Here is a 13,242-nt window from a genome sequence, read left to right on the forward strand (position 1 = left end):
CATGCTCAGGGCGCAACCACCGAGCGCTCGCGCAAGCTCGCCAGCACCCGTTCCACGCACTCCGGAATATCGAGCCGCGCGGTGTCCAGCACCAGTTCCGCATTGACGGGCGCCTCGTAAGGCGAGGAGATGGCCGTGAACTGCGCCACTTCGCCGGCGCGCGCACGGCGGTACAGGCCCTTGACGTCGCGCTGCTCGCACACGGTCAGCGGGCAATCGCAATGGACTTCGATGAAATCGCCGGCCGGCAGGCGTGCGCGCACGCGGTCGCGGTCGGCGTTGAATGGCGAAATGAATGCGGCCAGCACGATGATGCCGGCATCGGCCAGCAAGCCCGCCGTTTCTCCCGCGCGGCGGATATTCTCGCTGCGGTCCTGCGCGGAAAATCCCAGGTCCGAGCACAGGCCCTGGCGCAGGTTGTCGCCATCGAGCACGTAGACCTGGCAGCCCTGCAGGAACAAGTGCTCCTGCACCGCGTGCGCCAGCGTGGTTTTACCCGCGCCGGACAGGCCGGTGAACCAGACCACGGCGCCCCGGTGCCCGTTGCGCTCTTCCCGTTGCCGGCGGCTGACCGCGGCAGTCTGCGACTGGAGATGGTGTGTAAGCATTCCCCTATTCTAGTCGCGATCCGGCGCGCCGAGTGGGAACAAAGGCCGGAACTGTCGCGCCTCTTCCACTGCCCGCGCGAAGGACGGGCGGGCCAGCAGGCGCGCGCGGTAAGCCTGCAGTATCGGATAGCTGGCGGCAATCCGGTGCGTCCAGTCGGCATAGAACAGCGACGGCGCGGCGGCGCAATCGGCCAGCGTGAATTCCGCGCCGCAGGCCCATGTCTTGCCGGCGAGATGCTGCTCAAGCCAGGCGTAGGCGCGTTCCAGTTTGGCGGTGGCGTAGGCCAGCGCCTCTTCCCTCTTGGCCGGGACACCGGTCAGCGCGCCGCCCACCGCGTGCTGGATGGGGGTCATCACGTGCAGGTCGAAAAAGCGGTCCATGAAGCGCGCGTCCAGCGCCGCCGCCGCGTCCGTTGGCAGCAGCCGCACCGGCCCGGGGTGCGCCATCTGCAGGTACTCGATGATGATGCTGCTCTCGGCCACGTCGCGCCCGCCGTCCACCAGCAGCGGGAATTTGTGCAGCGGCCAGCGGCGCTGCCACTCCGCCGCGTGCTGCGGCGTATCCGGCCCGAGGCAGCGGAATTCGAACGGCGTGCCGTTCTCGTACAGCGCGACCAGGACCTTCTGGGTGTAGGAGGAAAATGGATGGCCGTACAGCGCCAACAGCGCGCCGGCCGCGCCGAGCGCGTCGCCGTGTTCCGCCAGGTAGTTTTCCAGCTTGGCCAGGTGCTGCTTGCCGCCCTCGATGGCGCCGTACTTCTCCACCACCTCGTCGCGCGACTGCTGGCTGTCGTAGAGCTGGCGCAGGGTGATCAGGGTGCCGGCCGCAGTCTCCTCAAGGACGATGCTGGCCTCGAACCAGACCCGCGAGCCGTCGCCCTGGTCATACACCAGCCGGGATGGCGGCGTAATTTCCTTGAACACGGCGTGATTCGGATAACGGGTGCCGTCCGGTCCCACCATGTCGAAGGTCCAGGCGCCGCCAACGCGGAAATCCATGGTCACATTCTCGTTGCGGAAGCCATCCGGTCCCCACCACATGTTCACGTGCTCGGGCACGGTCATGGCTTTCCAGATCAATTCGCGGGGAAAAGCCATTTCCCGTTGCAGCACCAGTTCGCGCTCACTCGTTGCCATTGTCTCTTCCTTTCTCGTTTTGCAGGACATGCAGGTAGCCTTCCAGGCGGTCCAGCCGCGACTCCCACACCTTGCGCTGCTCCTCTATCCAGCCGGATGCCGAATCCAAGGGCGCCGCTTCCAGGCGGCACAGGCGCCACTGCGCACTTTTGCTGCGGCTGATCAGCTCGGCCCGCTCCAGTACCTTGAGGTGCTTGGTGACGGCGGGCAGCGACATGTCGAACGGCTCGGCAAGTTCGCCCACCGTCGCCGTCCCCTGGCACAGGCGCGCCAGCATGGCCCGCCGGGCCGGGTGGGCCAGGGCCGTGAAGACCGCATCCAATTGGCTTTCGTATTTAACCATTTGGTTAAGTTAGCATGCGGGAACCGCGTGGTCAATAAGCTTCACACAATGTGAATCGCTTGACATGGCCGATGACACAAGATATGTTACCAAAAGTTGCCGTACAGGAAGTTCTCGGTAACCATTACGTTCACATCAGAAGCCGCCCTCAAAAAGCGGCTTTTACTTGGCAAGTAAATATGATGGTTGTCATTATTAACTTGAAACTGTTTCATGGGGAGGTAGCATGCACCACATGCCGTATCGAAGAAATCCAACAATCCAGGGGCTACCTCTCGCCCTAACTTTACTGCTGGCCGCATGCGGCGGCAGCGGCGGGAGCGGCGGGACCGGCGAAGCGGCCATTACCAGCGCAAGCAAGCAAGGCGGCGGCTCCTTCCGGGGCATGGCCAGCGCGGCGCCGGAGGTGGAACTGACGCCGGTTGGCGCCACCGCCAGTTCGGCCGAACGCGGCGACCTGGGCGGCGCTGCGGCCATCGACCGCAACGCCAGCACGCGCTGGGGCAGCGGCTTCTCGGACGACCAGTCCCTGACGCTGGACTTCGGCGCCTCCGTCCCCATCAACCGCGTCCGCATCGAATGGGAAAACGCGCACGCCACGCAGTACCTGCTGCAAACCTCGGAAGACGGCGCCAGCTGGACCACTATCAAGGCCGTGGACAGCAGCGCCGGCGGCTCCGAAGACTGGACCGGCCTCACCGGCCAGGGCCGCTACCTGCGCATGCAGGGCGTGAAGCGCTCCACCAACTACGGCTATTCCATCTTCGAGATCCAGGCCTTCTCCGGCGGCACCGTGGCGCAGCCCGAGCCGGACCCGCAGCCGCAGCCAGACCCTGGCCCGATCGACACCACTTTACCCGGCGTGGTCCTCAAACCGGTTGCGGCGACTTCCTCCGAGCCGGAAAACGGCGGTTTGTCGGCCGCCCAGGCGATCGACGGCAAACCGGCGACGCGCTGGGCCAGCAAGGCCGACAACGGCGCCTGGATCCAGTTCGACTTCGGCGCCAAATCCCGCATCGGCTACATGAAGCTGCAATGGGAGAACGCCTACGGCAAGCAGTACGCGCTGCAGGTGTCCGACGATGGCCAAACCTGGTCGCAAGCGCGCTACGTGGGCAACGGCCAGGGCGGCACCGAGGAATTCTTCAACCTCGGCATCCACGCCCGCTACGTGCGCCTGCAAGGCATCGCGCGCGCCACCAACTACGGCTACTCGCTGTTCGAAGTGGAGTTCAAAACACCGGGCAGCGACAATTCGCTGTCCACCTCCGCCACCTCGGCCTTGAAGTTCCCGGCCAGCGGCGCCGGCTGGGCGCCCTTGCCTGCCGCCGCCGAACCGATCGAAACGCTGCAGTTCACGCTGGCCGACGGCACCCTGGTGACCCGCTTCGGCGCGCGCGGCCTGGCCCGCCACGGCCGCGAGCGCGGCGAGGAATGGAATGAAATCGGCTACGGCCCGAACGAAACCGTGGACCCGGTCACCGGCCTGGCGGTGGACAAAGGCCCGGGCAACTACCTGACCTTCGTGCCGCAGTACTTCAAGAACCGCACCTGGGGCGTGGAGGTGATCGACAACAGCCGCGTGGCCGGCGTCACCAAGCCCACGCTTACCGTGAACCAGTACACCACGGTGGACTTCCTGAAGGGCGGCGTGGCCTTCTTCCGCGCCATCGACCGGCCCGGCGTCACCGGGTACGGCTGGATGGCGCCCGGCCAGCTGATCAACGACAACATCGACATCTGCAAGCCCATCGCCTACCCGGCCAACAACCGCCTCAGCAACCCCGACGGCATCAACGGCGGCTGCACCATCCAGGTGAAGAACTACCCTGGCATGACCGCGCTCGACGCCAACGGCTTCCCGAACGGCCAGAACATCCCTGCCCGTCCGCTGGTGGTGGGCGACGTGATCGAGGTGTCGCCGTCCATGTTCAGCACCACCGAATCGATGCAGTCCAAGGGCGACAACGGCGGCGTGCGCTATTACTCGGCCGAATGGATCTACGTAGTGGGCCAGGGCCTGCGCCCCTGGTACGGCGTGCAGCCGCGCCTGAATTCGGTGCCGCTGCCGGCCGAAACGCTGTCCGGCGGCGACGGTTCGGTGTCCTACAACTACTCCGACAACGGCCTGTTCATGTTCCAGCAGCCGCACAACAACATCGGCATGCAGAACGTGCAGCGCTTTGTTGAAGGCCGCCGCCTGGTGCACACCAACTTCACCACTGGCGACCACAACGAGCCTGGCAACGACCGCTACACGGCGGCGGTGGGCCTGCAAGGCCAGCGCTTCAACCAGTCGGCCTGCATCGGCTGCCACGTGAACAACGGCCGCAGCCCGGCGCCGTTCGCCGCCAACCAGCTGCTCGACACCATGTCGGTGCGGGTCGCAGCCACCAACGCGGCCGGCCAGCAAGTGCCGCATCCGCTGTACGGCGCCGCGGTGCAGATGAACGCCATCTCGGCCAGCGGCGCGCCGCAGAACTGGGGCACCGGCGTGCGCGTGGCGGGCTTCGAAACCCGCACCGCCAAGCTGGCGGACGGCACGGCGGTGGAGCTGCGCAAGCCGGCGCTGGCCTTCGAGGGCACGGTGCCTGAGATGTACTCGCTGCGCGCCGCCCAGCCGATGATAGGCGCGGGCCTGCTGGAAGCCGTGCCCGAGGTGGACATCCTGTCGCGCGCCGGCACCACGCCGGATGCCGACGGCGTCAAGGGCGTGCCGAACTGGGTGTTCGACCCGGAAAGCGGCGCCGTGCGGCTGGGCCGCTTCGGCTGGAAAGCCTCCAAGGCCTCGCTGCGCCACCAGACCGCCGCCGCGCTGCTGCAGGACATGGCCGTCACTTCGCCGGTCTACCCCAACCGTTCCTGCAGCACCGATCCTGCAGGCTGCGCCACGGCCAGCCCGCAGAAAGGCATCACGGAAGCGGACCTGCAGTCCATTTCGCGCTACCTGGCGCTGGTGGCCGTGCCGGCGCAGCGCAGCATCCCGAGCGGCTTCCCGAAAGGCGTGGCGCCGATGGACGAGCACCGCGTGGACGCACAGCAGATCAACACCGGCTCGAAGCTGTTCCAGACCATGCGCTGCGCCGCCTGCCATACGGTGGAAATGAAGACCGGCAGCGGCCACCTGTTCGCCGAACTGCGCAACCAAACCATCCGCCCGTACACCGACCTGCTGCTGCACGACATGGGCGAAGGCTTGGCGGACAAGGTGGTGGAAGGCCAGGCCAAGGGCAATATGTGGCGCACGGCGCCGCTGTGGGGCATCGGCTACACGGACAAGGTGATGGGCAGCGGCGGCAAGGCCGGCTACCTGCACGACGGCCGCGCGCGCACCCTGACGGAGGCCGTCATGTGGCACGGCGGCGAGGCCAACGCCGCCCGCCAGCGCTTTGAAGGGCTGAGCAAGACGGACCGCGAAGCCTTGCTGGCATTCCTGAAGTCGCTGTGATGTGTTGAGAAAGCGGCGGTGGGGAGATACACTGGGGGCTAGCCAGCGCCTCCAGGAACAGCCATGCAGAATGTGCTCTACCACTTCCGCTTTGCCGACGGCCACACCGCCTCATGCGCGGTCGATACGGATCCGGGCACGGACCCTGCCGGTTTGCCCGCCTGGACCGCGCTGGAATTCCAGCAATGCGCCAACTGCCCGCTGCAGCCGGGCGGCACGCCGCACTGCCCGATGGCAGTGCGCTTCGTGCCGCTGGTCGCCATGGTCGGCGCGCTGCGCTCGTACGACCAGGTCGAAGTCCGGGTGGAGACGCCCGAGCGCACGGTGAGCAAGGATACGACGGTGCAGCGCGGCGTGGGCGCCTTGATGGGCCTGCTGTCCGCCAGCAGCGCCTGTCCGCGCGTGGACTTCCTGCGTCCCATGGCGCATTTCCACCTGCCGTTCGCCTCCGAGGAGGAAACCATCTACCGCGCCACGTCCACCTATTTGCTGGCCCAGTACTTCATCGAGCGCGAAGGCGGCATAGCGGACTGGGAACTGGACGGCCTGAAGGCCAGCTACCTGGCGCTGCAGACCGTCAACGCCGGCATGGCCAAGCGGCTGAAACACGCCATCACCGCGGACGGCGCCATCAACGCTTTCCTGCTGCTGGACCTGCTGGCCAAGGTGCTGCCCTTCTCCATCGACGAGCAACTGGATGAAATCAAGGACAAGTTCAGGCCGACGGCCGTGGCTGACTCACCCCTTGAGCCTCCACTTGAGCCGTCCCTTTAGCCGTCCCTGCAGCGACGCCTTGCGCCCGGCGCCTGCATAACGCCGGGCTAGGCGCCCTTCCGGCCGCCTTTGGGCGCGGCGTGCTTGAGGCTATCCCGCTGGTCTTGCAGCATACTGCGCAGCTCGGCCACCAGGCCCGCCTGGCCTTCGGCCGTCGCGCGCGCCCGCGCCAGCTCCAGCTCCATCTCCCGCATCTGCCCCAGCCTGGCCTCCTGTTCGCGCGCCAAGCGCTGGGCATCGTATGCCGCTACCCGCGCATGCGCCAGTTCCGCCGCCGCTTTGGCCGCATCCTGCTTCGCGTGCGCCAGCTCCTCCTGCTTCAGCGCCAAGGCCTGCTGCGCCTTGCGCAGCTCCGCCTGCACATGTTCGCGCCGCTCCGTCAGGTGGTCCACTTGCTGTTCGGCCTTGTGGCGCGCCAGGGTTTCGCTTTGCAGCTGCGCGCGCACTTGCGCGAGGGCGGCCGCTTCGGTGCGCGCCTGCGCCAGTTCGGTTTCCAGGCGTGCGCGGGCTTCCTCGTATTCGAGCGCCTTGGCGGCGATGCGACCATCGGCCTCCTCGTGCAGCCGCGCGGCCAGGCGCGCAACCAGGTCCTGCAAGGCATCGCTGATGGTATTTTGCCGTGGCGCCCCGCCCTGCTCTTGTTCCAGCTCCTTCAGATACTTGTGTATCGTGGATTTCGAGCCGGTATTGCCGAGCGCAATGCGGACCGCGTCGACGGAAGGATACTGCGACTGTGCGACAAGGCTGTCGCGCGCCCGTTGTACATCGGCTTTCTCGAGTCCCGTCCGTGCCATGCGCCATCTCCTGTAATGTATTACGTAATACGTAATTACATATTACAGTACGGCGAAGGGCGCATCAAGCGCGGCGTGTGTAGCGGCGCAGTTGCTGTCCCTTAAGGCAGTACAGCGCCTCCGCCGGGCCGAAGAAAATGTCGCGCTCCTCCTGGGTGCAGGTCGGCAGGTACACGCTCAGCACGCGCGGATCGTAAAAGCGGAAGTTCAGCTTGCGGCCCTGCTCGTCGTGCACCCAGAGCAGCTTTTTGAAATGCAGCCGCAACTGCCGGGTGGTGATGTGCGGCGGCGCGGAAATCAGGATGCCCCAATGTTCGTTGCCGCAGCGGCGCAGCATCTCGCGCGACTGGGCCGACGCCGCCGCCAGGTGCACCAGGTAAGGCGCCGCCGCCCGCAGGCGCGGCGTCAGCGGTTCCGCGAACAGGCAGTCGAAGTCGAGTTTGCCGAACCGTATCATCGGTGCAATGGCCGCGTCGCGCGCGCCGTCGGCCAACATGTGCACTTGCGGCGCGCTGAGACTGTCGCCGCGCGGCCAAAGCTGGGCAATTGCCGCGTCGAGCTCGGGCGCAGGATCCGCTACGGCCCTCATGCGGCCGCCCCGGCGTCCGCCGCCGCAGCTTCCCTTGCCGCCTTGGCCTTCTCGCACACCTCGCAGAACGGCGTGCCGTCCTTGGCCGCCTGCTCCAGCGCCTCCGCCTGCACGTCCTGCGCCAGGGCTGCCGTTACTTCGGGCTCGGGAGGCGGGGCCTCGGTTGCCGCGGCCTTGCGCGGCGGCGGCAACGGCGGCGGCGGGGACACGGCGGGCCGCTTGGGGCGTTCGGCCGGCGCCGGCGGCGCGTCGGGATCGCCGACTCCCGGGCTGACGGCCGGCCGCTGCTCGCCCAGCAGCAGGAACAAGCGCCCCAGCATCACCTGCGACGCCACCTCGCGCAGCACGTCTTCGTCCGATTGCAGGTTGCGCGCGCCCTGCTTCGCCAGCAGCTCGCGCAATTCGCCGGTCGCACCGATGCGGCTGGTGCGCGCCTTGATGTAGCGGTACACCTCCTGCGCGCTGCCGTGCGCCACGGCGCCGTAAGCGCCGCGTGCGCGGAAGATGCTGAGTTCAAGCCGGTCCGGGTGGTCCGAGAGGCAGACGTTCATGGGGAGCGCGCAAGGTGAAGATGATGTCTATTCTTTCACCTTTCATGCTAGTCAATTCTATCCAATTCTCTCCACTCAGCCCGTTTACTGCCTTACGCGTGTTCCTGCGACAGGACCGCCAGCGCCGCGTCGAAATCGCAGTCCGCCACCAGTTCGGCCACCCGCTTCAGCAGCGGCGCCATCGGCCCGCCCGCAGCCAGCGGCTCCAGCTCGTCGATGAGGGCGGCCGCGTCCATGTCGCCATCCATTAGCAGCCGCGCCAGGCGCTCGATGCCCGGCTGCAGATCGATGGCGTGCGCGCCGGCGCCGGCGGCGCTGTCCGGCGCCTGCTGCCGGCCCGGTCCGCCCGGCAGGTCCAGCGCCTCCAGCCCCTCCAGCGCGCGCAGTCCCGCAATCACCGGCGCCAGTTGCGCGAGCGTCTCGGCGAGCAAGGCCTTGATCAGCGCATCTCCTGCGCTGGTCTGGCAGGCCAGTTCCAGCGCGGCGGCGGCGGCTTGCACGCCGTGCGCGCCGATGCTGCCGGCGGTGCCCTTGAGCGTGTGGGCGGTGCGCGTGGCGGCCATGGGGTCGATGTCCTCGCATGCCAGCGCAAACACGTCGGCGAAAGTGCCTTGTTTGTCCCTGAATTGCGCCAGCAGGCGCAGATAAAGCTTCTGGTCGTTCATGGTGCCTGCCATGCCCGCCTTGGTGTCTATGCCCGGCAGTTCGGGCAGGCCGCCTGCCAGCTGCACCGGCGGCGCCGGCGGCGCGAACGACGCTGGCGCCGCCATTGGCCGCGCGCCGGCCTTGGGTTCGATCCACTTCGCCATGGTGGCATACATCTGGCCCACTTCGATCGGCTTGCCGATGTGGTCGTTCATACCGGCCGCCAGCACCTTCTCGCGGTCGCCCGCCATGGCGTTCGCGGTCATGGCGATGATGGGCAAGTCCTTGTGGCGTGCGATGCGGCGTATCTCGCGGGTGGCCGTGAAGCCATCCATCACCGGCATCTGGCAATCCATCAGCACGCCGTCGAAACCGCCGCCCTCCTCCGGCAGCGCAGCCAGCACATCCAGCGCCTCCTGGCCATTGCCCGCGACTACCGCTTCCACGCCGGCCCTTTCCAGCAGCGCCACGGCCAGTTCCTGGTTGATCTCATTGTCCTCCACCAGCAGCACCCTGGCGCCGGCTAGCCTGGCCATGGTTTCGACATGCAAGTCGGCCCGGATTTCCGCGCGCCGTGACACCGCCAGTCCCTTGCCCAGCGATTCGCCGATGGCTTCCAGCAGGGTCGACGCGGTCACCGGCTTGGTGAGCAGCGTGGGCAGCGCCACGCCGTGCTGGGCCGCCGAGCCCAGCGCTTCTTCGCGGCCGTACGCGGTCACCATGATCACGGTGGGCGCCTGCACCGAATTGTCGGCGCGCATGTGCTGTATGGTTTCCACCCCGTCCATGCCCGGCATTTTCCAGTCCATCAGCACCAGGTCGTAAGGCCGCTGGTACTTCTCGGCCTGGCGCACCATGGCCAGGGCTTGCCCGCCGCTGTCGGCAAGGTGCACCTCCAGCCCGAAGGAACCGGCCATGGCCGACAGAATGTCCCGCGCCGCCGCGTTGTCGTCCACCACCAGCACCCTTACCCCGCGCAATTCGTCGGCGTGGAACATGTGGCGCGGCTCCGGCGCCTCCTGCAGCCCGAAGCGGGCGTGGAAATGGAAGGTGGAGCCCTTGCCCGGCTCGCTTTCCGCCCAGATCCGTCCCCCCATCATCTCCACCAGGTTTTTGGAGATGACCAGGCCCAGCCCGGTGCCGCCGTACTTGCGGGTGATGGAGGCGTCGGCCTGGCTGAAGCTCTGGAACATCTTGCTGCACTGCTCGGCGCTCATGCCGATGCCGCTGTCGCGTATCCAGAAATGCAGTTCGACGTCCTCCGGCTCCTCGCCGGTGGTTTCCACGCCCACCACGATCTCGCCCCGCTCGGTGAACTTGACGGCATTGTTGCCCAGGTTGGTCAGCACCTGGCCCAGGCGCAGCGGGTCGCCGCGCAGCGCGGTCGGCACGTCGGGCGCCGTGCTGAACAGCAGCTCCAGCCCCTTGTCCTCGGCCTTCAGCCCCAGCATGCTGGCCAGGTTGTCCATCACGTCTTCCAGGTGGAAGTCGATCGATTCCATGTTCAGCTTGCCGGCCTCGATCTTGGAAAAGTCCAGGATGTCGTTGATGATGCCCAACAGGTTCTCGCCGGAGCGGTGCACCTTCTCGATATAGTTGCGCTGCTTCTTGTCCAGCTCGGTTTGCAGCGCCAGGTAGCTCATGCCGATAATCGCGTTCATCGGCGTGCGGATCTCGTGGCTCATATTGGCCAGGAATTCGCTCTTGGACCTGGTGGCCTCCATGGCGTGTTCGCGCGCCTGCCGCAACTCGTCCTCGGCCGCCTTGCGCGCCGAAATATCTTCGATGATCCAGATCGCCGCGCGCTGGTGGCCGGCCACGCTGATCGATTGCGCCGAGACCGAGGCCATGAGGGGCGCGCCGTCCTTGCGGACATATGTCCATTCGGTGCTGAAGACTTTGCCCGCCAGCAGCACGGGGCCGGCCATGTTCCCGAACTCGCGGTACTGCTCGGGCGAGGCGTAGATGCAGCTGCCCGGCTGGCCCACCAGCTCTTCCAGGCTGTAGCCAAGCAGGTCGGCCACGCGCTGGTTGGCGCGGATGATCACGCCGTCGGCCGTGTACAGGATGCCGTTGGGCGCGTTGCGGAAGATGGTTTCCTGCTCGCTGAGCAGCCGCTCGATGTTCTGCTGGCTGGCGCGGCCTGCCCTCTCCGCCGCTTGCTGGGCGCGGCGGCTGCGCGCGAGCTGCAAGCCCATGCGGGTCAAGGCCAGCGCCATCAGGCCCGCCAGCGCGGCCGGCACGGCGCCGTCCCCCCAGGGCGCGCTGCGCGACAGGTCTTCCAGCGCCACCAGCGTCCAGTCGCCGGAGGGATCGTTCCAGTCCACACCGGCCAGGGCCAGCGCGTAGCGCTTGCCGTCCAGTGTCTTGAGGCCTGTGGACGGATCCAGCGGCAGCTGCGCGGGCGCTTCCCGGTCGAACCTGGCGCCGAACTGCTTCAGCTCGCGGATCGCCGCCAGCCGGCCGGGCGTGGCCGGGCCTGCCATCCGCCCCACCCAGTCTGGCCGGCTGGACGCGAACACGACGCCCTGCGGCGAGAGCAGCAGGCCGGCGTCGAATTTGCGCGCCAGCAGCCCGTCCACCCGCTCCGGTCCGGTGCGCGCCACGACTGCGCCTATGCCGGACGCCGCCTTTTGCTGCCCGGCGAATACCGGCGCGGCGAAGTACAGCGAGCGGTCGCCGCGCGCCATGCTGACCGCCGCGTACACATTCGCCTTGCCCTGCATGGCCATCTTGTAATAGGGGCGGAAGCCCACCTGCACGCCGGTGGACGGCTTGCCCGAATTGTCCCACGACGACGCCACCTTCGCGTCCGGGCCCACCACGAACACGCCGTCTGCGCCGTAGGCTTGCGCCACCTGGGTCAGCACCGGCAAGGCGGCGTTGCCGCCCTGGCCCGCGTCGGCCTTGACGGTGGGGTCGATCAGGCCGAGCAGCGATACCGCGCCCATCAGGTCGCCGTTCAGCGTGACCGACATCATCTCCAGGCTGCTGCGCTGGACTTCGGTCTGCAGCAGCTTGAGCCGCTGGTGCGAGCGCAGTTCGTGGTCGCCCCATAGCGTCAGGCCCGCCACCGCGCAGGCCACGGCGCCGGCCAGCGTCCAGGCCACCCAGGGATGATCGGTGGCGTGCGGTTTGCTTGCGGTCGCCACGCCGGCTCAACCCGGAACGTGCTTCAAGGGTTCCGCGCCAGCCGCCTCGCTGTCGTTGTCGGCAAAGCTGAGCGCGATCTCCTGGAACTGGCCGGCCACGGCCAGGAAGGCGTCCACGATGTCGGGATCGAAGTGCCTGCCGCGCCCCTCGCGGACGATGGCGACCGCCTGCTCGTGCAGCATGGGCGCCTTGTACACGCGCCGGCTGATCAAGGCGTCATACACGTCGGCCACCGCCATCAGGCGGGCGGATACCGGAATAGCATCGCCTCTCAAACCCTCCGGGTAGCCGCTGCCATCCCACTTTTCCTGGTGGCTGTAGGCGATCTCCTTGGCGAACCTGAGGAAGGAGACCTCGGTGCCCAGCTGCTGCTCGGAGCGGGCGATGGCATCGCGGCCCAGCCGGCAATGGGTCTTCATGATCTCGAACTCGTGCGGCTCCAGCCGCCCGGCTTTGAGCAGGATGCGGTCCGGCACGCCTACCTTGCCGATATCGTGCAGCGGCGCCGACTTGAACAGCAAGCCGATGGTGTGCTCGGTGAGGAAGGCGGCGAAGCGCGGATGGCCGCGCAGCGCGTTCGCCAGTGCGCGGATGTAGTGCTGGGTGCGGCGGATGTGGTTGCCGGTCTCGTTGTCCCGCGTTTCGGCCAGCGAGGCCATGGCCAGGATGGTCACGTCCTGGATGGCGGCCAGCTCGCGGCCGCGCCGCTGCACTTCCGTTTCGAGGAATTCGTTCTGGTCGTGCAGAAAATCGGCCGCCATCTTCACTTGCAGTTGCGTAGCCACTCGTGCCAGCAGGATGGGCGGATTCACCGGCTTGGTGATGAAATCGGCGGCGCCCAGCTCCAGTCCCTTTTTTTCTTCCTCGGTGCTGGTGAGCGCGGTAAGAAAGATAATGGGAATGCGGGCTGTCGCGGCGTCCTGCTTCAGTATCCGGCACACCTCGTGTCCGGACATCTCAGGCATCATGATGTCGAGCAGGATCAGGTCCGGCGGCGCGGCGCCCTGCACCAGCTTGAGCGCCTTCTCGCCGCTGTTGGCGATCCTGACCCTGTACAGATTCTTGAGCAGCCCGGACATGAGGGTCAGATTGTCCAGCGTGTCGTCCACGATCAGGACCGACGGCTTTTGCATGAAGTCGAGTGGGTGTGACATGGTCCGGCCCTCACTGTTGATTAACTCGTCAGCTTTCCACAAAGCA

The 13,242-nt window shown here is 67.1% G+C and carries 10 protein-coding genes and 1 pseudogene; 2 read left to right on the forward strand and 9 right to left on the reverse strand.

What is annotated here, in order from left to right; translation table 11 throughout:
- Nucleotides 1-5: 5 nt before the first annotated feature.
- The 4 genes and pseudogenes from cysC to AC56DV_RS31125 all read right to left on the reverse strand — a co-directional run bounded on the left by cysC (nucleotide 6) and on the right by AC56DV_RS31125 (nucleotide 2,067).
- Nucleotides 6-608, reverse strand: coding sequence for an adenylyl-sulfate kinase (cysC, locus tag AC56DV_RS31110; protein WP_496318063.1), 603 nt, complete (start codon nucleotides 606-608; stop codon nucleotides 6-8).
- A gap of 9 nt (nucleotides 609-617) precedes the next feature.
- The gene (locus AC56DV_RS31115; RefSeq protein WP_496318510.1) at nucleotides 618-1,274 is read right to left on the reverse strand and encodes a glutathione S-transferase family protein; all 657 of its coding nucleotides are present in this window, start codon (nucleotides 1,272-1,274) and stop codon (nucleotides 618-620) included.
- A gap of 48 nt (nucleotides 1,275-1,322) precedes the next feature.
- Nucleotides 1,323-1,775 (reverse strand): annotated as a pseudogene (locus AC56DV_RS31120) (SRPBCC domain-containing protein); the annotation flags it as partial.
- The gene (locus AC56DV_RS31125; RefSeq protein ID WP_496318064.1) at nucleotides 1,732-2,067 is read right to left on the reverse strand and encodes an ArsR/SmtB family transcription factor; all 336 of its coding nucleotides are present in this window, start codon (nucleotides 2,065-2,067) and stop codon (nucleotides 1,732-1,734) included. The pseudogene AC56DV_RS31120 and the gene AC56DV_RS31125, both read right to left, overlap by 44 nt.
- A 256-nt stretch (nucleotides 2,068-2,323) precedes the next feature.
- Here AC56DV_RS31125 and AC56DV_RS31130 point away from each other — a divergent pair, with 256 nt between their 5' ends.
- Both AC56DV_RS31130 and AC56DV_RS31135 read left to right on the forward strand, forming a co-directional pair.
- Nucleotides 2,324-5,536, forward strand: coding sequence for a di-heme oxidoredictase family protein (locus tag AC56DV_RS31130; RefSeq protein ID WP_496318065.1), 3,213 nt, complete (start codon nucleotides 2,324-2,326; stop codon nucleotides 5,534-5,536).
- Between the two features lie 63 nt (nucleotides 5,537-5,599).
- Nucleotides 5,600-6,310 carry a DUF6901 family protein gene (locus tag AC56DV_RS31135; protein WP_496318066.1) on the forward strand — a complete coding sequence of 237 codons (711 nt, stop codon included), beginning with the start codon at nucleotides 5,600-5,602 and terminating at the stop codon, nucleotides 6,308-6,310.
- A 47-nt stretch (nucleotides 6,311-6,357) separates the two neighbouring features.
- Here AC56DV_RS31135 and AC56DV_RS31140 read toward each other — a convergent pair whose 3' ends face one another.
- The 5 genes from AC56DV_RS31140 to AC56DV_RS31160 all read right to left on the reverse strand — a co-directional run bounded on the left by AC56DV_RS31140 (nucleotide 6,358) and on the right by AC56DV_RS31160 (nucleotide 13,196).
- Nucleotides 6,358-7,104 carry a DNA-binding protein gene (locus tag AC56DV_RS31140; protein ID WP_496318067.1) on the reverse strand — a complete coding sequence of 249 codons (747 nt, stop codon included), beginning with the start codon at nucleotides 7,102-7,104 and terminating at the stop codon, nucleotides 6,358-6,360.
- A gap of 64 nt (nucleotides 7,105-7,168) precedes the next feature.
- Nucleotides 7,169-7,693: a DUF4123 domain-containing protein gene (locus tag AC56DV_RS31145; protein ID WP_496318068.1), complete on the reverse strand. Its 525-nt coding sequence runs from the start codon at nucleotides 7,691-7,693 to the stop codon at nucleotides 7,169-7,171.
- On the reverse strand, nucleotides 7,690-8,244 hold the full coding sequence (locus AC56DV_RS31150) for a hypothetical protein (protein ID WP_496318069.1): 555 nt from the start codon (nucleotides 8,242-8,244) through the stop codon (nucleotides 7,690-7,692). The genes AC56DV_RS31145 and AC56DV_RS31150 overlap by 4 nt, the downstream gene beginning before the upstream one ends.
- A gap of 92 nt (nucleotides 8,245-8,336) precedes the next feature.
- Nucleotides 8,337-12,041: a PAS domain-containing hybrid sensor histidine kinase/response regulator gene (locus tag AC56DV_RS31155; RefSeq protein ID WP_496318070.1), complete on the reverse strand. Its 3,705-nt coding sequence runs from the start codon at nucleotides 12,039-12,041 to the stop codon at nucleotides 8,337-8,339.
- A gap of 6 nt (nucleotides 12,042-12,047) precedes the next feature.
- Nucleotides 12,048-13,196, reverse strand: coding sequence for a response regulator (locus tag AC56DV_RS31160; RefSeq protein WP_496318071.1), 1,149 nt, complete (start codon nucleotides 13,194-13,196; stop codon nucleotides 12,048-12,050).
- Nucleotides 13,197-13,242: the final 46 nt, after the last annotated feature.

The organism is Massilia sp. BGA-UO-ETr-WB1 (assembly GCF_059567845.1).

What these genes read in the sequence shown, in the direction of transcription:
- cysC (WP_496318063.1), bottom strand. Translation starts at nt 608, where the DNA reads ATGCTTACACACCATCTCCAGTCGCAGACTGCCGCGGTCAGCCGCCGG.
- AC56DV_RS31130 (WP_496318065.1), top strand. Translation starts at nt 2,324, where the DNA reads ATGCCGTATCGAAGAAATCCAACAATCCAGGGGCTACCTCTCGCCCTA.
- AC56DV_RS31135 (WP_496318066.1), top strand. Translation starts at nt 5,600, where the DNA reads ATGCAGAATGTGCTCTACCACTTCCGCTTTGCCGACGGCCACACCGCC.
- AC56DV_RS31140 (WP_496318067.1), bottom strand. Translation starts at nt 7,104, where the DNA reads ATGGCACGGACGGGACTCGAGAAAGCCGATGTACAACGGGCGCGCGAC.
- AC56DV_RS31145 (WP_496318068.1), bottom strand. Translation starts at nt 7,693, where the DNA reads ATGAGGGCCGTAGCGGATCCTGCGCCCGAGCTCGACGCGGCAATTGCC.
- AC56DV_RS31150 (WP_496318069.1), bottom strand. Translation starts at nt 8,244, where the DNA reads ATGAACGTCTGCCTCTCGGACCACCCGGACCGGCTTGAACTCAGCATC.
- AC56DV_RS31160 (WP_496318071.1), bottom strand. Translation starts at nt 13,196, where the DNA reads ATGTCACACCCACTCGACTTCATGCAAAAGCCGTCGGTCCTGATCGTG.